This window comes from Clostridium frigoris (genome assembly GCF_018861865.1).
Lineage (GTDB): Bacteria > Bacillota > Clostridia > Clostridiales > Clostridiaceae > Clostridium_AD > Clostridium_AD frigoris.
Genome location: NZ_JAHLDV010000046.1, coordinates 1 through 22,761 on the forward strand (window position 1 = coordinate 1; position 22,761 = coordinate 22,761).

General features: G+C 31.6%; 12 protein-coding genes. 2 read left to right on the forward strand and 10 right to left on the reverse strand.

What is annotated here, in order from left to right; all coding sequences use genetic code 11:
* The first annotated feature begins 134 nt into the window (after nucleotides 1-134).
* Nucleotides 135-1,001, forward strand: coding sequence for a YitT family protein (locus KPL37_RS15235; RefSeq protein WP_216150736.1), 867 nt, complete (start codon nucleotides 135-137; stop codon nucleotides 999-1,001).
* Between the two features lie 113 nt (nucleotides 1,002-1,114).
* On the opposite strand, the gene KPL37_RS15240 is transcribed toward KPL37_RS15235, so the two are convergent.
* Both KPL37_RS15240 and KPL37_RS15245 read right to left on the reverse strand, forming a co-directional pair.
* Nucleotides 1,115-2,002 (reverse strand): polysaccharide deacetylase family protein, encoded by an 888-nt coding sequence (locus tag KPL37_RS15240; protein WP_216150737.1) that lies wholly within the window; start codon nucleotides 2,000-2,002, stop codon nucleotides 1,115-1,117.
* 54 nt (nucleotides 2,003-2,056) lie between these two features.
* Nucleotides 2,057-2,926 carry a GNAT family N-acetyltransferase gene (locus tag KPL37_RS15245; protein ID WP_216150738.1) on the reverse strand — a complete coding sequence of 290 codons (870 nt, stop codon included), beginning with the start codon at nucleotides 2,924-2,926 and terminating at the stop codon, nucleotides 2,057-2,059.
* A gap of 60 nt (nucleotides 2,927-2,986) precedes the next feature.
* Between KPL37_RS15245 and KPL37_RS15250 the strand changes: the two genes are divergently transcribed.
* Nucleotides 2,987-4,264 carry an RNA-guided endonuclease InsQ/TnpB family protein gene (locus KPL37_RS15250; protein WP_246578316.1) on the forward strand — a complete coding sequence of 426 codons (1,278 nt, stop codon included), beginning with the start codon at nucleotides 2,987-2,989 and terminating at the stop codon, nucleotides 4,262-4,264.
* 108 nt (nucleotides 4,265-4,372) lie between these two features.
* Here KPL37_RS15250 and KPL37_RS15255 read toward each other — a convergent pair whose 3' ends face one another.
* The 8 genes from KPL37_RS15255 to KPL37_RS15290 form a co-directional block, all read right to left on the reverse strand.
* A complete protein-coding gene (locus KPL37_RS15255) occupies nucleotides 4,373-4,558 on the reverse strand; it encodes a hypothetical protein (RefSeq protein ID WP_216150739.1) in 186 nt (61 codons plus the stop codon).
* A gap of 365 nt (nucleotides 4,559-4,923) precedes the next feature.
* Nucleotides 4,924-5,193 (reverse strand): DUF1294 domain-containing protein, encoded by a 270-nt coding sequence (locus tag KPL37_RS15260; protein WP_216150741.1) that lies wholly within the window; start codon nucleotides 5,191-5,193, stop codon nucleotides 4,924-4,926.
* 388 nt (nucleotides 5,194-5,581) lie between these two features.
* Complete coding sequence (locus KPL37_RS15265) at nucleotides 5,582-9,181, reverse strand: AAA family ATPase (protein WP_216150743.1); 3,600 nt, start codon at nucleotides 9,179-9,181, stop codon at nucleotides 5,582-5,584.
* Complete coding sequence (locus tag KPL37_RS15270; protein WP_216150745.1) at nucleotides 9,162-10,418, reverse strand: exonuclease SbcCD subunit D; 1,257 nt, start codon at nucleotides 10,416-10,418, stop codon at nucleotides 9,162-9,164. Before KPL37_RS15270 ends, KPL37_RS15265 begins: the two co-directional genes overlap by 20 nt.
* Before the next feature lie 78 nt (nucleotides 10,419-10,496).
* Nucleotides 10,497-14,663, reverse strand: coding sequence for a helicase-exonuclease AddAB subunit AddA (addA, locus tag KPL37_RS15275; RefSeq protein WP_216150747.1), 4,167 nt, complete (start codon nucleotides 14,661-14,663; stop codon nucleotides 10,497-10,499).
* Nucleotides 14,663-18,319 (reverse strand): helicase-exonuclease AddAB subunit AddB, encoded by a 3,657-nt coding sequence (gene addB, locus KPL37_RS15280; RefSeq protein ID WP_216150749.1) that lies wholly within the window; start codon nucleotides 18,317-18,319, stop codon nucleotides 14,663-14,665. The genes addA and addB overlap by 1 nt, the downstream gene beginning before the upstream one ends.
* Nucleotides 18,320-18,636: 317 nt before the next feature.
* The gene (locus KPL37_RS15285) at nucleotides 18,637-20,361 is read right to left on the reverse strand and encodes a phospho-sugar mutase (RefSeq protein ID WP_216150751.1); all 1,725 of its coding nucleotides are present in this window, start codon (nucleotides 20,359-20,361) and stop codon (nucleotides 18,637-18,639) included.
* A 301-nt stretch (nucleotides 20,362-20,662) separates the two neighbouring features.
* The gene (locus KPL37_RS15290; RefSeq protein ID WP_216150753.1) at nucleotides 20,663-22,573 is read right to left on the reverse strand and encodes a sensor domain-containing protein; all 1,911 of its coding nucleotides are present in this window, start codon (nucleotides 22,571-22,573) and stop codon (nucleotides 20,663-20,665) included.
* Between the last annotated feature and the right edge of the window lie 188 nt (nucleotides 22,574-22,761).

A 22,761-nucleotide genomic window follows, 5' to 3' on the forward strand; every position in this document is an offset into this window, starting at 1 on the left:
CAACAATTATACCAAATAGAGGGGGTCATTGTTTTTTGTGCTAAAAACAGCTACAATCCTTGCAATAGCAGGGTTTTAAATAAATAAAACAAAGATAGTGTTAACACTATCGACAAATTTAGGGGGGTAAGAACATGATAAATTTAAAAAAACAAGAATCTTTTATAATAAGAGTTTTAGTAATTACACTTGGATCTTTTTTATCTTCTATATCAGTTATTGGTTTTTTAGTACCACATCATTTATTATCTGGAGGAATTACAGGCGTTGCACTTATATTAAAATATTGTATTAATCTGCCCGTTGGATTGGGCTTCTTCATATTAAACCTTCCTATTTTTATTATTGGAATAAAGACTGTAGATAGAGATTTCGTGCTTTTTAGTCTACTTGGAATGATAGAATTATCAGTATTTTTAATTATAGCTGCTCCATTAGCTCCATATATTCAAATTCCTGATATTATGCTTTCTTCCATAACCGGTGGTATACTCAACGGTATTGGTTGTGGTTTATGTTTTAGGAGTAGGGCATCACAAGGTGGAACAGATGTTATTGCAACAGTTTTAAAAAGGATAACCGGCGTAGAAATAGCCTCACTTTCAATGGTTATTAATATATTTATTATTGGAGCTGGAGTAATATTTATTGCAGCTGGACTAGAACTAGTTTTATACACATTAATTAGTATCTATGTAGCTACAATTTGTACACAGAAGGTAATAGACGGGTTTAATCATAAAAAATTACTTTGGGTAATAACAAATAAAGAACCTGAAGTATCACATGCATTATTGAGCAAGCTTGGTAGAGGGGTAACTCTTATAAATGCAGAAGGGGCTTATACCGGGGAACAAAGAAAAATAATATACAGTTTTATTACTTTAACTCAAATAGCTAAAGCTAAAAAGATTGTTCAAGATATAGATAGTTCAGCTTTTATCACAATATCAAATATATCTGAAATAAATGGAGAAGGCTTTAAAAAAGCTGCTTTATAACGCAATAATGCTTTAGCTTAGAAGCTAAAGCATTTATTTATTTTCTCTAGATGTCACTTTCTATATAGATGACTCTTATTTTTGTAACTTTACATGTGGTGGCTCATATTTTTCTATTTTTCCATTTCAAATTCAGCATGATCTCCTGCAGCATGGCTAACAGGTACACTTATACCCAAAGTATCTTTTGTGACGAAACTAAATGTGTCAGATTGGTCTGCAGTTCCTACAAGATCTAATGAATCTGCATTTTTAAACATTTTGATTAACTCATCATTTGTATATTGCTCAACGCTTACCTTCCCTGGTTGACTAGATTTATCTGCAATACTCCTAAACTTATTAACAAAATTTTTGTCTATTTTAACAAAATCTGAAAGTTTTAGTCGTACTGCTTTTGTAAGATTTATATTTGTTGTGTAAAATAAGTTATTTGGGTGAGCTGACCCTTTAACATATGCAGTACCTGAATATTGTACACTCAATTGGTCATTGCCTTTATATTTAATATTATAAATTATATCTAATGTGACCTCGCCTGGAGAATCCTTATAATAGTTTGAAACTTTCAATGCTTCTTGCTTTAATATATTATTAATGACCTTCTGTTTACTTACATCCCCCAAATTAGTGATTTGAGGATAATTTATAGTTATCTTTTTATTAGTATAAATATTCTTTACTAATTGATAATTCATACTTGTTGATGTTTGTGAATTAGTACTTTTCGTACTATTAGTTGTACTACTGCTGGACTTAGTTGTAGGATTTGTTGTATCAGCTGTAGTTTTTGTATTTGTGGTACTTGATGTACTTGCAGTGGTAGATTTGGATGTTGGTTTAACTGTATCCTCTGTTTTAGTGTGTGTTTTGGTCGCTGTTTGAGTTTTACTCACAACTGGAGTTTTTTGTGATTGCACATCTTTTGTATTTTGACTTCCACATCCAGCTGCTAGAGTACTTAAGCAAATTAATGAAATTAATAGTAATTTTTTATTCATTTCAATTTATCCCCCTTATATATTAACGGTTAAAACATATAATTTAACGAACCTTTAAAGGTCATACTTATAATAATTCATTACAGACTTTTCTTTAAAACCACAAGATTTATATAAATTAAGTGCAGTATTATTTTTACATTCTACGTCCAATTCTATATCACAGATATTTTTTTCATTTATTAGCTGTAAAGCTCCCTTTAAAGTTGCCTTTCCATATCCTTTTCCTCTAAAATTAGGTAATAATCCAAAACCACTTATAAAGGCCGAATTATCACTATACTCCACTCTTATTTTCCCAATAATTTCTCCCTTTACCTGCGCCATATATGTTATCTCATTTAATTTTTCCTCCTCCTCTAGAAAGGCTTCACATTCCTCTGACTCGTTAAAAAATACTGCATTTTGCCTACCTATTTCTTTTCCATCCAAATTTGTAGCTTTTCTTAAGCTAATACAATCTATGCTGTCTATTGTAGTTTGGTCAATCACTTTCATTCTATACTCTGAAAAATCATATATACCATTCGCAGACTTTATAAATTCAAGCCCTGAGCCGGAATTAGCATCTGATAATAATAATATCTTACTAAACCCTCTCCCCTTGCCGTGCTGAACTGCGAGTTCAAAGAGTTTTCTAAATAACCCCTTACGCCTATAGTCAGGATGAGTTATACCATTTATTTCGCCAATATTACTACCTCCAAAACTTGAAATGCCAAGATATGCTACCAAAACTCCTTCAACATAATATAAAAACTCATCTATATTTTTTAGTCCCACTTCAAACTTTTTATTTCTATTAAGTTGCGAAAGAGTACGCCCATCCTCTATAGGTGAGTGGTAAATTTCGTCTAGCTTAAGGCAGTTTATAAAACTAAAGCAATTACTTACAAGTATAATATTAGTAGAGAATATACTCATATTTTTATCGATATTTGGGCATAATATTAGTATAAAACATTAATGAAAGGAGGAGTCTCAATGACTAACAGTTCAAAAAAAGTAGAAAAGGAAATCTTGTACGGAGTTCAAAAACAACAACTTAAAGATTTGTCAGCTAAGGAATATAAAGCACTTAAACAACTATGTTTTTTATCCAAAAACATGTACAATGTAGCATTATATAGTATTCGTCAACATTATTTTACTGGAAAGAAGTTCTTAAATTACTTTAAAAACTATCATGTTTGCAAAACTAATGAAAACTACGAATTACTTAATAGTAATTCAGCCCAGCAAATAATGAAAGTTGTAGATGCAAGTTTTAAGTCATTTTTTGCATTGCTTAAATTAGCAAAAGCTGGTAAGTACAAATATAGCGACATTAGAATACCAGGTTATTTACCTAAAGATGGCTTATTTGAAATTATTTTTTGTGAATTCAATGTTGCTACTGATAAATTTTCAGTACCAATGTCTACCGCTTTCAAAAGCCTTTATGGCAAAGTTGAGATTACAATTCCTCCAAACCTAAAGACTAAATCAATTAAAAAAATCATAATACTACCCAGAAACGGTTCAAGGTTCTTTGAAATCCAATGGATATATGAAATAGAGGAGTTCAAAGGTAGTTTAAATAAAAAAAATACACTTGCTATTGATCTAGGAGTAGACAACTTATGCACTTGCACCACAAATTGTGGCAAAGCTTTTATTATTGACGGTAAAAAGCTTAAATCAATAAACCAAGGTAGTAATAAGCGGAATTGCAAATTGCAATCAATTAAAGATAAACAAAATATCATACGCACTACTAAATCCCAAGGAAATCTTTGGAACAAAAGAGGTAATAAGGTTAATGATTATCTCGCTAAAACTGCAAGGCTAATTATCGATTACTGCATAACTAACGATATAGGCTCGCTTGTGGTAGGTTCTAACAAAAATATCCAAAAGGGTGTTAAGCTAGGTAGAGTTAACAATCAAAACTTTGTTAATATGCCAATTGGTCAGTTAAGGGCAAAGCTTAAATATCTAAGCAAACGATATAAAATTGTCTTCATAGAACAAGAGGAAAGCTATACTTCAAAAGCTGATTTTTTAGCAACTGATAGTATGCCTGTTTATGACGTCCTAATTAAAAGAAATTACATTTTCAGTGGCAACCGAACATCTAGAGGACAATATAAATCATCAATGGGAATTATATTAAATGCTGATATAAATGGTTCTCTTAACATAATGCGAAAAGCAAAGATAAAGAATATTTGCTTAATATACAATGAGTATATGAATCCAAAACGGATTAAGATAGCTTAAATGTAAGCTGGGAGCGTAAAGCTTACAGTGTAGGGCGTCCTTGGACACGCCAAAAGGAATAAGGCTTCCTAGCTCTTAGTTAGGTTTAATGTAATTGCAAACTTCCTTCTAAATAAGAATCACCCATCCTCTATAGGTGGGCGAGGGTTCAATAAGTTTATAATCTAATTCTAACTTTAGATTGCTCCTGTCCAGCAATCTACAAATCTTCTCTAATTCATTTATTTCTTTATACTCTTTTTTCGATATATACTGCTTTAAACAAATAGTCTCGTTCAATACTTTTTCCGCCATTCTTCAATACTCCCCCTCTAAGTTTATTTATTTCATACAAAATTAAGTTAACCAATTAATAATATCCTATATATTGTTAATAATATATTTAATTTATTATACTATTTATAAGACAACTTTTCACACTAAATATTCAAATCAATATTATTTTACAGCAAAAAAGAACCGACATTTTTAAATTAGCCGATTCTTTTTAAAATTATTTGTAAGATTTAGATTTAATTAAAGGGGGACTCTAATTAAAAAAATTAATTGCTCATCACTTACTATATATATATAATAACATTAGATTACCTAATTAATATCGGATAAATATGTGTAAAATATGTGACTTTCACTGTTTTGTTTTTACATTAAAAAAGTCTTTAAAATACTTTATAAATATATCTAAAGAATATAAATATTTGAACTATGAGTATTGCCGGTATTCCTATTACAAACTTATTATGCTTAGTTTTATGTCTAAATAATCGCATACCTAAAAATATACCCAAAGCGCCATAAGCAAAAGCTATAGTAAAAAGTGTCTTCTCTGGGGTTCTCCATTTTCCTTGTCTTGATTTGTTCTTATCTGAATACATTACGAAAATTCCGTACAAATTAATAAATAAAACATAATATAAAAATATCTTCATTTGTTTTCCTCCATTTTAATAGTAATTAAATCACTTGGCCGTAGGCTGTCGCATCTACATATCTTTATTCAGAAACCTTTCCTCCGACTTCGTTCCACCGGAACGCAGAGGCACGCCCACTTATATACACACAATAATTATATGGAATTTCTCCACAGGGACTTGCAAGAAGAAGCGAAGGAACATTGAAATTGAATTTAGAAATTCTTCTTTTGCTGATATAAAATTCTCGTAAGCTTCCACAGGACGTGGAAGCTAGCGAACCCGAGCCAGGACGGCGAGTGTGAGCGATAGAGAATTTTATATTTGCAAAAGATTAGAATTTCTTAATAAAATTTCACGTTCCAAGCTCTAATTGCAAGGTCCAAAGGAGAAATGGTATCTCATTTTACGTGTACTCTAGTTTTACCTTGCTGCCACCCTGTCCCTGCTGTGCTGGAGTAACTATTAATTTCACTGGAACTCTATTACGAAGCTCCTCCACATGACTTATTATTCCAACAGACAATGTGCTTGAATGAAGTTTTTCAAGTGAATTCATTACTACATCTAATAAGTCTGTATCTAATGTTCCAAACCCTTCATCTAAGAAGAAGAATTCTAGTGGAGCACTCCCCTTTAATTGAATTTGCGAGGAAAGTGCTAGTGCAAGACATAATGAGGTTAAGAAGGTTTCTCCTCCTGATAATGTGTTAGTTTCACGTCTTATGCCACCATTAAAATCATCTCTCATTACAAATGCTCCATTAGCATCAAGTTCCAATGCGTAACGTCCCCTTGTTATCTCTTTTAACCTTTTTGAAGCTTCCATAGATATATATTTAAGTTGCTTCATAGCTACGTATTCAACAAATTTGTTTCCTTGAATAAGAGTATCTAGTTCTCTTAAAAGGCCTAATTTATGCTCTACTGATTTTTTCTTTGTTAGGAGTGTTTTAATTTCTTGAATCTTTCTCTCCATATCCGAAAGCGCCCTAAATTGAGCACCTATCGCTTTTGTCTTTTCCTCTAGAACCGTTCCAATAACTTCTCTTTTTTCTTTTAATTGTTCAAATAAAGTAACATCTACTTCTTTCCCTTGTAGCAAGATTTCAAGTCTTTTTAAATTATCTATAAGGTTACGTTTAAGCTCCTCATACTGTTTTATTTCTTTCTCAAAGATTACCAAAACTTCTCTCGAAACGGAGTAAAGTAGTACTGTTCGCGTATCTTCAAAGGAATTTTCCTTAAGAGATATATTTAATTTCTCTTGTCCCTCAAGCAGCATCTTAGATAACATTTCTTTTTTATTTTCTTCGCTAGTCTTTTGAGTTAAAACATTTTGTTTTTCTATGTTTTCTCTTTCAAAGATCGCTTTTAGACTTGATTCTTTTAAAGTGATCTCTTTAATTTGGACTCTTACTTTTTCTACTTCAATTTTAGGGGTATGATCCACTGTAGGAGTAAATCCACAAAGCTCCACTATTTGAAGCGTCAAGCGTTCTATTTCCGCCCTTTTCTCCTTACCGCTTGTTTCTATTTCTGTTTTGAGGTTGGTAAGTTCCCTTAAAGTCTTATCTATGTCTACTCTTTCCTTTTCTAGTGTTACAAGTGCTGCTCGATCTTTTCTAACATGAGCTGTAAGTTTTATTACTTCATTATCTATATTTTTAATCTGCGAAATCTTTTCTTTTATAGACATTGATTTTTCATTCTCATTTCGTTCCTGCTTAAATGAACTCTCTTCATGTAATAAGTCTTCATTTAAAAGTTTGTGACTTTCAACAAATGACTCTAAACCCTCACCCGCAATAGAAATATCCTTTTGTAAAACTAATAATGCTTCTTTTTCTTTTCTTAAACCTTCTCCAAGTTTTGCCTCATCCATAGCTGCTTTACTTTTTTCTTCTCGAACCTTTGCAAGTATCACTTCTAGCTCCGTCTTTTGTTTATTATATAATTCGATCTTTTCTTTAAACTGGCGTAATAATAATTCACTCTTGTTTTTTTCATCTTCAAGCTCTTTTATATTTAAATCCTTAAGATTTTTGTTTACTTCTAATAATTGATTATTTATATACTCCTCATCTTTTGAAAATCCAGCAAGTAATATTAACTCATTTTGATAATCCTTCGATAGCTTTTCTAGGTTTTCAGCACGACTTTGTTTTAAACTCTGTAACCCTTTTAAATCTGTATCTTCTTTTAATTCTGCTATTTTAGGATGATGCTCCGCACCACATACTGGGCATAGATCTCCTTCTTGCAAATTAGAAGCTAAATCTGCTGCCAAGCTTCCTATCTCTATTTCTTTTATCTCATGATCTAATTTTTCAACTTTATCTTTCATAGTTTCTATAGATTTTTCTACATTTTTTATATTTAACCTAACTTTTTCAGTTTTTGTGTTTACAATTTCATATTTACCCTTAAGTTCATCCTTTTTTTTATAATCTTCTACAGCCTTTTCAAATTTTACCCTAATTGTGTTATAACCTTCTTGATTATCTAAAAGCAAATTATTATCTCCCGGGAAATCCTTCGCTAGTTCCACACTTTTTTCTTCTAAAAGAGCTAATTTATCTTGTTTATCTTTTAATGTAAAAGCAGCTTTATTATGAAGTATCTCCGTGCTAGCCAAGGTCTTCTTCAAGGTTTCCCCTTTGTTTTTAAGTTCATTAACATTTTTAGTAGCTGAAGTTACTTCTAACTCGCTATTATAAGTTTTGTACAGTTTTTCCCTATACTCTGGCAATATTTCTATCTCATTTAATTTTGTTTCACATGATAGTAACTGCTTCTCTATCTTTTCTTTATTAATAAGAATTATTGATGTTTTTGAGTTTTTATCCACTATATTATGAGTAACTTCTCTGTGTTTTTCTAATAAAATATTCTTTTCATTAGCTAAATAAATTATTTTCTCTTCTACATTAGATGCTTGCTTTAAACTTACTTCTTTTTCAATCAAAGTTGGTAATTTATCATCTTTGGATTTCCAGGCTTCCTCATAAGCTATTTTGGTACTCTCTAGTTTTTGAGATATAAGTTCATAATCTTTGACTAATTTTTGGAGTTTCTCTCCGTTTATAGTTAAGCTTTTTTGAGTCTCTGTTACATTTTCAATATAAGGTTTTACATTTAAAGCTAAACTTCCTTTTGTAAATTTAACTTTTTTATTTTCTATGTCTTCCTCTTGAAGTTTTAGCAAATCTTCCTTTTTTACATACTCACTCTTTTCCTTTTGTAATTCAAAAATGTTTTTATACACTTCATACTCTTTGTCTATTGTACTTTTCTGGAGTTTAATCTCCTTTTCTTCTTGCTTTAAACTTACAAGCATTTGCTTTAATTGATTATGTGACTCTTCATCTACATTCTCATAACCCTTCATTTCTCCCTCAAGCAAAGTTTTAGTGTTTAAATTTTCATTCCTAACTTTTTTTATCTTATCATAAAGCTTAGAACCATATTTCTCAAGAGCAAATATTCTCTCAAGCATATCTCTTCTTTCTTTTCCTGTTAGCTTTAAAAATTCATTGAATTTACCCTGAGGTAATACTACTGACCTTGTAAAATCCTCAACTTTTAGTCCTACAATGCTTATAATGTTTTCCTCTAAATCTCTTGGTCCTTCTGCTATAACTTTGTTCTCATCAGGATTTTCTTTATTTATCTCAATTAGCCTTGCATAAGCAGTTTTAAAGTTTCCAGTTTTTAATCTCTTTATACATCTTTCTGCTCTATATGCCTTACGGCTTTTCCCTAGTCCTATTTCGAAATCAAAACTTATTTCTACTACATTTGTTTCTGTATTTACAAACTCTTTAGTATCCCTTGATACTTTTCCATAAAGGGCTATAGTTATCCCATCTAATATAGTTGATTTACCACTAGCTGTTGGCCCAAATATCCCGAAAAGTCCTTTTTCTGTAAGCTTTGAGAATTCTATAGTTTGCTGCTCTACAAAAGAATTTAACCCTTTTATCTTAAGACTTACTGGTTTCATCTTTGGTTTCCTCCTCATCTAATGCTATACTTAAGAACAATTCCATTAGCTCACCTGTTGGCTCAAGTCCACCCTTCGCAAGCACAAAATATTCTTTGAACATTTCCTCCATAGATTTCTCCCTTAAGCTCTCATTTAATTCTTTAGAATCTTCAATTTCATCTATTATAGGCTGAATCGATACTATGTCCGGCCTTAATCGTTTCATTTCCTTTATGTTCTCTGTGCTTATTATTTCCTTAGTCTTTATTTCAAGATACACCCAGATTTTCTTTTCGCCCTCAAGCATGCATTTCTCTAATGCTTCCTCTGTGCTATCGCATTTCCATATTTCTATTGGTTTATAGTTTCTAAATAATATATTTGATATTTGAGCCTCTGATCCCGCTTTAACATCTACAAGGTATGCTCCCTTGCTATAGTTTATTTCACTCTTGCTATATTGGATTGGAGAACCAGAATATCTTATTTTGCCCTTAGTTCCTGGTACCTTTTGCGGTCTATGAAGATGTCCTAAGGCGCAATACTGTGCTTTTTCTGGGAACTTAGATGGTGATACCGAAAGGCTTCCGCCTAATTGTATACTTCTCTCAGATCCGCTCTCCTCTCCTCCCATAACGTATAGATGAGATATTACTAAATTTATGGTGTCATCTCTATATTTAAGAGCTAAATCATCAAACAATTCCCCGATTCTATCCGAGTAACTCTTCTGCCTATCCTCATCATTTAATTCAGTGGAAAGTACTTCGTTCAGCCTTTTTTCGCTTGGATAAGGAAGTGTTATTATAACTGCCTTTTCCCCTCTTATGCTAAGCTCTATATATCCTTCGCCACTTTCTATTATTTTAAAGTCATAATTATTAGACGTATTAAATTCTCCAAAAACACCTTGCCTTGCTATACTTTTAGGTTCCCCAAGGAGTATTACTCCATGCTCATATGCAAGGGAGCTTGCAGCTACTAATCTTTCCGGATTATCATGATTACCTGCAATAACAAGCACCGCAGTCTTACCACTATTTGTTATCTCGCTAATAGTGCTATAGAACATTTTTTCTGCCTTTGCTGGTGGGTTACCATTATCATATATATCTCCAGCTATTAAAACTAAATCTATATCATTATCCTTAACTATTTCTATGAATTCTTTCAGGAATTCTTCCTGTTCTTCTAGCCTACTATACTGCTCTAATGTCTTCCCCAAATGCCAATCTGACGTGTGAAGTATTCGCATATTTATCACTCCTTTCTTTAGATGCTAATGTTGATCAAGGTGTTTAATGCTGGGGGACGGTTAACAACTATTCCACATTTATTGTTTTACTTCTACCGCTTCATCCGTGCTAAATGAGTATAGGTATCTCTCTTTAACATTTACTCCAAGTGTAACTTCCAGTGCTTTTGCATAATAATCGAGCTGAGACTCATATTTGTCAATTAGTGAGTTTACCTCTCCATTTTTCACAAAATCCGTTTTATAATCCACGAGTATTATCTGTCCATTTTCCTCGAAATAACAATCTATTATCCCTTGAAGTATTATTTGCTCATCCCCATATATTTCTACAGGAAGACTTTTATCTATATCGGTACTGCTAATTTCCATATGGAATGGAACCTCTCTTTTCAAGAGATTTAGGCTATATGCTTTTATCATTCTTTGACCAAGTGAAGTTTTAAACAACTTTCCTAATTTATCTATACGGACAGCCTTACCCTCTTCTTTAGATATTAACAATTTTTCTACAAGCTTTTCAACTTGTAATTCTATTTCACTTGATGTTGTCACTTTAGTTAGGTCTAATCTTTGAAGTACTGAATGCATTGCAGTTCCTTTTTCAGCTGGGGATAACCCCTTCACTTCTTCTAGGAATTTCGGTTTATTTATAAGTCTTGGTGCATACATATTTCCAGACTCTGATTCTGTTAACAAGGCGTTGGACTTCCTTTTAAGCTCTGTTACTGTGAGTACTGTAGGCATTTTTGTAGACTTCTCGTATTTATAAACAAAGCCTAACCTCTTTTCTATCTCTTCCATTAATTTATCTTCGGATACCTTTTGTGATAATAATTCTTCCTGTGATAATTTATCATCTAATAACTTATCATATATAGATTTTTCCTTAAGAAGACTAAGCCTTTCCTCTGCACTAACAAGTGTTTCTTCCTCCATTTGCTCGTCTTTCTTTATATGCTCTCTATTCCAAAAACGCACAGTAAAGCTTGAAGGATCACTTAGGAGATGTAAATTTTCATCCTCTATTTGTATACGCTCGCGGAGAGGTTTTCCATCAACATGCCTAATCACTGTAGGTATTATCCAATCTAAATAGCTTTTTCCTTTTAATATTTCATATTCACCTAACTTTTCACTGCTCTCATCTAAGCTTGAACTCATCCTGGATAAATTTTTATCTATATTTCTAATTGAGCCAGTTATTATTAGTTTTTCCTTTGCCCTTGTTAAGGCTACATATAATACTCTCATTTCCTCGGCTAAACTTTCTATTTTTATTGTCTTTTTTAACGCTTGCTTTAGTACTGTAGGGTACGAAATTCTTCTGATTGGATCCACATAATCCGGGCCATAACCTAATTCATAATGAAATAATATACTCTTATTTATATCCATTAAATTAAAGTTTTTCCCCATTCCACTTAGAAACACTACTGGGAATTCTAGTCCCTTACTTTTATGAATGCTCATTATTCTGACTACATTCTCATTCTCGCCTAACGTTTTAGCGCTACCCATGTCACCACTGCTTACTTTTAGCTTGTTTATAAAGTTTATAAAATTAAACAATCCCTTATAGCTTGTCTCTTCATATTGCCTTGCCCTTTGGAAAAGCACTTTTAAATTAGCTTGTCTTTGAGGGCCTCCTGGCATGGCTCCTATATAACCGTAATAACCTGTGTCCGTGTATAAATACCAGATGAACTCATCGATAGGCATATATGTGCAGATTTCTCTAAAGTGATCCAATTTCTTTAGGAATCTTTTAAGTTTTTTATCCACAGAATCTAGCTGTTTATCTTCTATGTCATAATTTTTATCCCCAGGCTCTAATTTTTTATCCCCAGATTGGTCTTCTTTATCCTCAGATTGTGTATATTTATTCTCAGAATCCAAAACATTATCCACGGAATTTTCTTCTTTAGAGTCTACGAAATTTACCATCGCCTCGTAAAAGCTTACTTCCCTTTGCCCTATTCTTATATCAACTAGTTCCTCTGAGGTAAAACCTCCTATTGGGGAACGCAGTACTGCAAGCATTGGTATATCCTGCCTTGGATTATCTATAATTTGAAGAAGACTCATAATTATTTGTATTTCTACAGTGCTAAAATAGCCTGTACCTGTATCTGCATAAACCGGTATATTCTCAAGCTTCAATTGCTCGAGGAAAGAAGGTGCCCAAGCTGAGGTTGCACGAAGTAATATTACAATGTCCTTATAGTCAACATTCCTATATTCTTTAATATTTTTATCATAGACTTTAAAAGCTTCGGTTTCATTCCCTTGATCATCGATATGTGACATTAATTCTTTTATTCTTTTTGCCACAATTCTTGCTTCAAGTTCAATGTTAGTTGGAGTTTCATCCTCATTTGTGTTTACCTGTCCCTCACTTTTAGTGCCATCATCTTCAATTGTGTTTACCTGTCCCCCACTTTCCTCTTCATTTTCGTCATTTTCCGGGTCCTTAATCTCTTTTTCGATTATGTGTAGTTCCACAGGTCCACCTACTACTCCTGGGCCAACTAATTCATCAAAGTGAGCTCCTAAATTTAATGCTTCTTCATCTGTATAATCAAGGTCTCCAATATTTTTGCACATTATTTGTTTGAAGATATAATTCACAGCATTTATAACTGTCTCGCGACTTCTGAAGTTTTTGTATAAGGTTATTTTTCTTGTTTTAGCTCCTTCATCTTTAGAATAACTATTATACTTTGCTAAAAACAGCTCTGGCCTTGCCTGACGAAATCTATATATGCTTTGTTTTACGTCTCCAACCATGAATACATTTGGAGATCCAATTTTTTCTCTTGAAATTATATTAAGTAAAGTTTCCTGTACCATATTGCTGTCTTGATATTCGTCTATCAAAATCTCTTGATATTTGTTCCTTAGCCCTATTGCTACTGAGGAAGGTTCTGGTTTCCCATCATCGCCTAAAACCACTCCGCCCTCCTCATCTTTTTTCATTAATATATCGAGGCAGTAATGCTCAAAATCGTTAAAATCAATAATTGAGCGTTCCTTTTTCTTTTCTCTATACTTTTCTTGTAAATCTATAACAAGCTGAGATAATTCCCTCATAAGTGGATACAATTCTTTTATATCTTCTAAAGAAGCTTCTGAATTTGCATTCATTACTTGCTTTTGCAGTTCTTGTAATTGTTTTTTCACCTTATTTCTTATCTCTTGAACGGCCTTTTGTTTTACCTTGTCCTTGCATGCCTTTATACTAGGAAGTTTTGCAAAACTTAGTACTTCAAAAGTTGTCGCCAAGTTTTCAAAGCAGTTGTTTGCTGCACTTAGAAGATCCGCAATTAGAGCTAAATCTGACTTAAATACCTCAGTATATAAAATTATAGCCTCATTGTCTTCTACATTTTTTAATGCTTTAACCATTACTTTTTCTATTCCTAGTAATTCTATTTTAGTATCATCCATTAAAACTTTTGCCCAAGGGGTATCACTAAAGCTTGCTCCATCTTTAATGTTAAAATTCTCAGCTGAATCTATTAGCCATTTATTTGGATCCGTTGAACTCATAGCAAAATTATAAAGGCTTAAAACTATTCCTTGAAGACCTAAATCCTCTTTATTGTTACTATAGGCTTCAACCAAATTTAAGAAACTGTTAGATTTTATATTTGAGAAGCTAGGGGGTACCTCTACCTGTGGAGAACTATTTTCTTCTCGCTTTTCTTCATCTCCACTCTTACTATCTTGATCTTCCTCCTTATTTTCATCCTCAATTGCTATATACCTATCTTCAAATAGTTCCTCTAAAGCTTCTTGCTTAAGAAGTACTGCTTCTGTTCCATCTGCTATTCTAAAATTAGGATCTAAATCTACCACATGAAAATTATTACGAATAACCTCAAGGCAAAATGAGTGAATAGTTGTAATGCTAGATTTATTTAATAACGTTAATTGTCTTTGAAGTAACTTACTTTGTGGATGATTATGAAGTTCCTTTGATATCGCAGCAGCTATTCTCTCCCTCATTTCAGATGCAGCAGCGTTTGTAAATGTAACTACTAAAAGCTTATCTATATCTGTAGGCCTGTCCTCATCCGTTACTATTTTTATTATTCTCTCAACTAGTACTGCCGTTTTACCTGAACCCGCAGCTGCAGCTACTAGAATATTGCAATCCCTTGTTAAAATAGCCTTTTTCTGATCCTCGGTCCAAGTCACATCTGATTTAACTTCATTAATTTCATTCTCATTTTTTATCATTATAAGTCTTCACCCCGCTCCTGGCTAATATCATTTTCTTCATTTAAACCATTAGGTCCGTTTTCTTGACTTGATTCATTTCCCCCGCTAGTTTCACTTGATTCATTTGATAAGAGTTCCCATATTTCCTTGTCCTTCTTATCCTTTATTATCTTATACGTATTTTCTTTTAATGTAGGGTCAAATTGGCAAATAGCCGTATATTCACAATAACTACATGGAGTAATATCCTTTTTCTTATAAGGTTTTATGTCTATTTCTCCAGAAAGCATTCCCTCACAAGTTTTTATAAGATTCTCTTTTACATGATTAAGTAGCATATCAAACTGCTCCATAGTTGCAACTGATGATCTTGAGCCTAATTCTCCATTTTTCTTGATAGATGCTGGAACAACTAGGGATGCGCCTTCTATATTTCTGTCCATCTCCCTAATTATCTTAGTATCTGCTAGTAGTAACCCCTTCATTTTTAATGCTTTCATTATAGCTTTTTCTAATTCTTCTTCATCTAAATTATTTTTAGCCTTTATAACTGGGTCATCTATTTTGAAATATAGTATACCTGCTGGAAAAATAGGTTCATCAACGCTCTCACTTGATATAGCACTTTCTTTAGATAAAGCTTTCTCATTTCTAAGCATAGCATCTAAATAGGTAAGCAGCTGTATTTGAAGTCCATAATATACATCGGATAATTTAAAATCCTTATTCCCAGATTTATAGTCTATTATCCTGTAAAATTCCTCTCCCTCAGTTATTAGCTTATCCACTCTATCAATTCTACCAACTAAATTTACTATTTCACCTGTTGATAATTCTACTTGTATCGGTGGATAATCACCCTCATCATTGCCAAAGGACACTTCATAACCAAATGGTTCGAAACCACTATTTTTCATCTGCTCAACTATTACGTAGATAGTTTTCTTTAAAACTCTTTTAAGTCTCTCTGTAAAGTACTTGTACCTTGGGGTGCTGTTTAATATATACCCACTGGTACCCGCGTCCGCTTCTTTTTCGACTATGCTTCCTATATTTTTCTCACACCAATTTCTATCAAGATCTGCCCATTTTATTTCACTTTTATCCACAAGTTTTGAAAAATCATCGAGCACACTGTGCATAAAACTACCTAAGTCTGGGGATGAAAATGTAAAAGTTTTTCTCTCTTTTGCTTTTAATCCGTATTGAACAAAATATGCAAAAGGACATTCTTCATATTTTTCTATTCTAGATACACTAAAGTAATTTTTTTCTCCATAAAGTCGTTTTACTTTTTCTTTCTCAAGCATTTTCACTTCATTTTTATAATCAAACCCTTGAAAAATGGTATTACTTTTTTCTCTCCATAATGGATCTTTCTGATACCATTTATAAACCGCAATCCAAAGTGGTGATATATTACCCTGCTCTAAATATTTTCTAAGTGAAAATATTAAATCATTAAAGGTTGGCACTTTAGCACATACCTGATAAAAATCACGCAACATATGTCTATCAAATGGTTCATCTACATCACTTGGTTTTTCCTTATCATGCAAGCCATCATTGCTAAGCGTTATATTGCTTTCCTCTATTAGATTTTTAAATAAGGCTTTAAACCTTGTTATTATAATCGAGGGTCTCAAAGTTTTACCTTCATAATCTGCTATAGGATAAGTTATATTTAAATATTTACTTGGAATAGTTATAGTGGCATATATTAAATACTGCTCATTAAATACCTCGGTCTTTGTGTCACTGGCGAGTTCTACCCCATTTTCTTTTAAAATCATTCTATCGCTATCTGTAAATATCCCCTCTTCCTTACTTGCCTTTGGGAATACTCCATCATTTACCCCTATAATATATAATGCTTTTATGTCATGACTTTTTATACGCTCAACACTGCTGATTGTTACTCCATCAAGTGCCGGTGGAATAAGCCCCATTTGATGTTTACTAAATCCCATGGATAGGACTTTTACAAAATCCTCGAGAGATAAGGTTTCTTTACCAATAACCTCCACCATCTGATCTAATAACTCCATAACTAAATTCCATATTTTACTGTACTCAGTAACAAGTTCCTGATCCCCTTCTGCTTTAAAACTATCTATCCATTTCTCTAAGGTTTTATATACATTTATAGACTCTAGGAATTCAAATAGAGTTGTACATATTTTTGTGACAGTGCCTTTGCCTTTTAATTTCTCCTTAAATTGCAATAATGGAACAATTATTTTGTCCCTGGTTTCATTTAATATCTTAATTGTAGACTCAACTTTCTGTGTTTCTTCATCGCCGGCCTTATCATTGTTATAATAATCTCTAAAATAATAATCTATTTTTTCCTGCCATAAATCCATTTCTGTCCATTTTCTCTTACCCTTTATACCAGTTGCGATAATAAAGTTTTCTAATATATCTATATGCTGCTTTTCTATATCCAAAAGTCCTGTTTTAAGATACCTAAACATTGCTTCATAACTAAAGTTTTTAGTGAAAATCTCAACAACTCCCGTTATTAAAACTATTAATGGGTTACTTGTTATATCTTTTTTCTTATCTATAAATAAAGGAATATTATATTCCGTAAATATCGCTTTTATCAATTTCTCATAGGTTGGTAAATCTCTAGTAACTACTGCTATTTTGTTAAATCTTATATTCTCATCTCTACATATTCTTAGGATATCCCTTGCTACATATTCTACTTCACTGTAACCATTAAGGGCTTTAAATATCTTTATATTTTCACATTTCTTAACTAATGGTGTATAAGGAAATGCAAAATAATTCTTCTCAAGAAACGAAAGTTCAACATTATCTTTAAATTTAGACTCTTTATTGCCTTGTAGTTCTATAGGCGCTTCTATGCTTGTCCCACTCTCATTCGCCAAATTTAAAAGATTATCTTCTGTAAACTTTATAGAATAAAACGCATCAGAGGGTTCCATAAATTTTGAATGCTCCGAGCTTTTTAGAGGCAAAGTTATATTTATTCTATTAGCCTTTTTATATAATTTTTCTAGTACTCCATATTGCTGTGGTGTAAATCCTGTAAACTCATCAAGCCAGAACTCCGCTCCATCAAAAATGTTACATTCATCAAGACGACTACATAAACGAGTCAAATCATCATCAGGATCCACATAATTTATGTTTAAAATATTATCAAACTCTCCATATATAAGAGATAAATCTATTATCTTATCTATAAGTAATGGATTCTCGCCTAAATCTTCTTTTACCTTATTTAGACCAGCAATCGAAATTCCATATTTTTTAAACTCAGTGATAACGCTAGCTACATTATCTACAAAGCCCCTTTGCCTTGATGCTCCTTTAAACACCTTGAATTCTTCTCCATTCTTTTGAAGTATACTATGAATAAGCATTGCCTTTCCCGATGTATCCATGGGTTTAAGGGTTATGCCTCCAACTTCACTAAATACTTTGTATGCTAATCTATTAAAACTAAGTACTTGGACATTTTTTATTCCTGTAGATCCAACTACTTTTATAAGATTTTTTTCAGCTTGAAAAGAGAATTGTTCTGGGACCAAAAGTACTAGAGGTTTTTCACTTTCTTCCTTTTGCCTGCGCTTTATATCATCTAAACAGAAAGTACTTTTACCTTTCCCAGCTCCTCCATAGATAAATCTCAAACTCACAAAAACACGTCCCTTCCTTTTATAATTTAGACACATTCTATAAATAAACTAATGTACATGCATGTTATTCATTTTAGTATATCTTTAGTATATCTTTAATATATCTTTTATGTATATTATACCATGTATGATTTCTCATAATGACCAACAGCCGTTTTGTTTACAACCTTTTGGACTAAAATTATTGTATATGTATATTAATTCTAAATATATTAAGTACGTATAATTTTAAAGGATCCATGTAGTGCGTTAGAATATATTTTAGCATTACATGAATCCTTTTATTAAATTATTTTATCTATATTTTATCTTTGTTTCTATTTTGTGCTTTGAAGTTTCGCTATTATAACCTCTTCCATTTCTACTAGTTTCTCTTGTGCAGCTTTTAAAGTTTTTCCTTTAGAATACATATATATTTTAATTTTTGGTTCTGTACCTGAAGGTCTTACTGCATACCAACTATCATCATCAAAATAGAATTTAAGTACATTAGATTTTTCTATTCCACTAGGTTCTTCCGCATTATTCAAGATGTCATAAGATTTCTCAACGTCATAATCTATAAACTTTGTAAGCTTTGAACTACCTATTGTTAATAAATAATCTTTTCTGTACTCTACCATCATTCTAGAAATTCTTTCTTGTCCTTCTATACCTTCTAAAACTAAAGATATTAGGTTTTCTCTATAATATCCAAACTCAACATAAATTTCATTTAATATATCTAATAAAGTTTTGCCTTTTGATTTATAATAGGCTGCTGCTTCACATAAAAGCATTGATGCTATAACTGCATCTTTATCACGGACAAAAGTTCCAGCAACATAACCGATACTTTCCTCATATCCAAATATAAATTCAAAGCTATTGTCCTTTTTAAAATCTTGAATTTTACTACAAATATTTTTGAAACCTGTAAGTACTTCAAAAGTTTCTACACCATATTTTTTAGCTATTGCCCTGCCTAGATCCCCTGTTACTAAAGATTTAACTATAGCAGCATTTTTAGGAAGTGTACCCTTTTCTTTCATTCCCTCTATAACATACTTTATGAGTATAGCCCCTGTTTGATTACCATTAAAAGCGACATAATCTCCAAGCTCATCTCTAACCATTATGGCAAGTCTATCACAATCTGGGTCAGTAGCTATTAACAATTCTGCCCCTTCTTTTTTCCCAAGCTCCCTTGCATATTTAAAGGCCTTTACATCCTCTGGGTTAGGATACCCAACAGTTGTAAAATCTGGATCTGGCTTTTCCTGCTCTGGTACTACTATTATGTTAGTGAATCCTCTTTCCTTAAGAATCCTTCTTACAGGCACATTTCCAGTACCATTTAGAGGAGTGTATACAATTTTTATATCTTTATCTATATTGTCTCTTATAGCTAGTCCCCTTACTTTCTCCATGTACTCATCATCCATTGCTTTTCCAAGTATTACTATTAATCCTTTTTCTTTTGCTTCCTCAATATCCATAACTTTTATAGAACTAAAGTCTGTAATACTCTTGATTTTTTCTGTTATTCCCTTTGCAGTAGATGATAAAATTTGTGCACCATCTTCCCAATATACCTTGTATCCATTATATTCTTTAGGATTATGACTAGCAGTAACAACAATTCCAGCAGCTGTATGTAACGTTCTTACTGCATAAGATAGTTCTGGCGTAGGTCTTAATTCTTCAAATAAATATGCTTTTATTCCATTTGCTGCTAATACTTGTGCTGCTGTAGCTGCAAATTTAACAGAATAATGCCTGCAATCGTAAGCTATTGCTACACCTCTATCCATATACTCTTTTCCATATTCCTTAATATAATCTGCAAGTCCTTGCGTTGCTCTTGAAATTATATATATATTCATTCGGTTAAGTCCGGCACCTAACTTCCCTCTTAAACCTGCAGTTCCAAACTCTAAATCCATATAAAATCTGTCTTCAATCTCCTTGTTATCATTTTTTATGGACTTTAATTCTTCTCGTGTCTCTTCATCAAAGTACTTATTATTTACCCATTCTTCGTATCTTTTTTTATAAGTCATCTTAAATCACACCTTTCCAAATAATTACCATTTGATAACATTATACAGTATATCCTCCACATTTAAAATATCTAAAAATGCATTTAAGTATTTATTTACAAATTATGTTTGTTAAATGTAACATTTTCCTTTTTGTTGCATAGAATATAGGATACATTAATAATCTTCAGAAGGTACCCCTCCTTGAATGTGATCATGTTTACTAATTTTTATATAACCACTATTATTTTTCCTTCTGAAGTTATTAGTGGAATCTATTTTATGATTAATTTGCGTAATCCAATAACTAAATCTTATATTTCTACTGATTAATATAATTAGTACGTAAGAATTTTTCTTCAATTTCATTTGCTGATAAAGGTTTACTAAAATAATAACCTTGTATTTGATTACATCCCATTCCTTTCAATAGTTCAATTTGCTTCTTTGTTTCTGCTCCTTCTGCAATAACGTCGAGTCCAATTTTTTGCGCAAGTAATATTATTCCATCTACGATAACTTTTTCTCGCTCATTTGTATCAATATTATCTATAAAGGACTTGTCTATCTTTAATGTAGTTATAGGTAGACGTTTCAAATAACTAAGCGATGAATATCCCGTTCCAAAATCATCCAAAGCAATAGTTATCCCCAATTCTCTTATTGCAGTTAGTAGTTTAATGCTACGATCAAAGTCCTTCATGAAAATACTTTCTGTAATTTCAAGTTCAACAAACTTTGGGTTAATCTTTGTTTCACTTATTATATTTTTTAGATTTTCTTCAAAATCGTCATTTTGCAATTGAATTCCAGATAGGTTTATTGCAATAGTATCATATAAATATCCTTTACTTTTCCATAAGCTATTTTGGAGGCAAACCATTTTTATAATCCAGTCGCCAATAGAAACTATTAGTCCACTTTGCTCTGCAATAGGTATAAACTCCGCAGGTGATACTTTGCCAAGCTTTGCGCTATTCCACCTTAAAAGTGCTTCAAATCCTTTTAATTTATTGTTTATAATATCTATTTGCGGTTGATAATACATTTCAAGCTCATTATTTGCTAGCGCATTCCTTAATCCCTTTTCTATTTCAGCACGTCTTACAATTATAAAACTCATACTTTCGTTAAAAAAGGAATACCTTGCTTTACCATTATTTTTTGCACTATACATAGCGGTGTCTGCATTTTTTAATAATATATTAGTATCATACCCATCATTAGGAAAGATTGTAATACCGATACTTGCTGAAGTATATACATGTTTTTCATCTATTTTTATCGCACAATTTAGCAAGCTCTGCAGTTTTACACATAATCTGCTTATTTCAGAGTACTCTTTAATATTTCTCATTAAAATAAAAAATTCATCTCCCCCTACTCTTGAAACAAGGGCCCCCTTTGGCATAGTAGCTTTAATCAAATTTGCAACATTTATTAACAATTCATCCCCATAATTATGTCCTAAAGTATCATTAATTTCTTTAAAATTATCTAAATCAATAAACAATACAGCATGTTTAGCATACTTATAATTGGTCTTATGTTTAATAATTTCGTTTTCTAATGTGCTAATAAATAACTTTCTATTAGGTGTATCTGTTAATATGTCATAATACTTTAGTTTATTAATTTCTTCTTCAAAATTTCTTTGAATAGATATTCCTAAAATGGAACCTACAATTTTAGTTGCAACACCCCCTGTATTTCTAAGGCACATACTTCTAATCAAAAACCATCTATTCTCTATTCCATTAAAATTAAGTTTTAATCTACACTGATAATATAATACTCTGCCATTAATGAGATTAATAAAATCATTTTTTACAATTTTCCTATCTTCCTCTAAAACAAATTTTACTATATCTTCAATAGAATTTACTCCTTCTTTGTAATATCCAGTAATGTCATTAAATCTATTAGATGAAGAAAACATTTTAGTTATTAAATCAATTTCCCACACAGCATCATAGGTAGAATCTAAAGTTAATTGATATTTTTCTTCACTCTTTTCAATTATTGCTAATTTTTTATTAATTTTACCATATTGTACCTTTAATTTCTCTTTTACATCTACTGCTTGCACATATGCAATATAGAATTTTTTATAACTTTTTAGGATTTCATAAAAGCGTTTCAGATCTTTTTTAATTAATAAACTTGGAAAAATAATATATACTTTTTCCATGAATTTACTTATTTTAATTTTTACAGTTTTTTTTACATTCACTTATATCCCTCCAGTTATAGTGCATCAAGCAATTATGTATAATTTTATAGTACATATTTTACATCTTTACTTTTTTTAATAATGATATTACTATAACTATCGTGAAATTTATATTTTTATTAATGGTTTTTTATAATATAGCTTTAATTTTATTATGTAGACATTTATTTTTCTATATTTATTATACA

What these genes read in the sequence shown, in the direction of transcription:
- KPL37_RS15235 (WP_216150736.1), top strand. Translation starts at nt 135, where the DNA reads ATGATAAATTTAAAAAAACAAGAATCTTTTATAATAAGAGTTTTAGTA.
- KPL37_RS15240 (WP_216150737.1), bottom strand. Translation starts at nt 2,002, where the DNA reads ATGAATAAAAAATTACTATTAATTTCATTAATTTGCTTAAGTACTCTA.
- KPL37_RS15245 (WP_216150738.1), bottom strand. Translation starts at nt 2,926, where the DNA reads ATGAGTATATTCTCTACTAATATTATACTTGTAAGTAATTGCTTTAGT.
- KPL37_RS15250 (WP_246578316.1), top strand. Translation starts at nt 2,987, where the DNA reads ATGACTAACAGTTCAAAAAAAGTAGAAAAGGAAATCTTGTACGGAGTT.
- KPL37_RS15255 (WP_216150739.1), bottom strand. Translation starts at nt 4,558, where the DNA reads ATGGCGGAAAAAGTATTGAACGAGACTATTTGTTTAAAGCAGTATATA.
- KPL37_RS15260 (WP_216150741.1), bottom strand. Translation starts at nt 5,193, where the DNA reads ATGAAGATATTTTTATATTATGTTTTATTTATTAATTTGTACGGAATT.
- KPL37_RS15265 (WP_216150743.1), bottom strand. Translation starts at nt 9,181, where the DNA reads ATGAAACCAGTAAGTCTTAAGATAAAAGGGTTAAATTCTTTTGTAGAG.
- KPL37_RS15270 (WP_216150745.1), bottom strand. Translation starts at nt 10,418, where the DNA reads ATGCGAATACTTCACACGTCAGATTGGCATTTGGGGAAGACATTAGAG.
- addA (WP_216150747.1), bottom strand. Translation starts at nt 14,663, where the DNA reads ATGATAAAAAATGAGAATGAAATTAATGAAGTTAAATCAGATGTGACT.
- KPL37_RS15285 (WP_216150751.1), bottom strand. Translation starts at nt 20,361, where the DNA reads ATGACTTATAAAAAAAGATACGAAGAATGGGTAAATAATAAGTACTTT.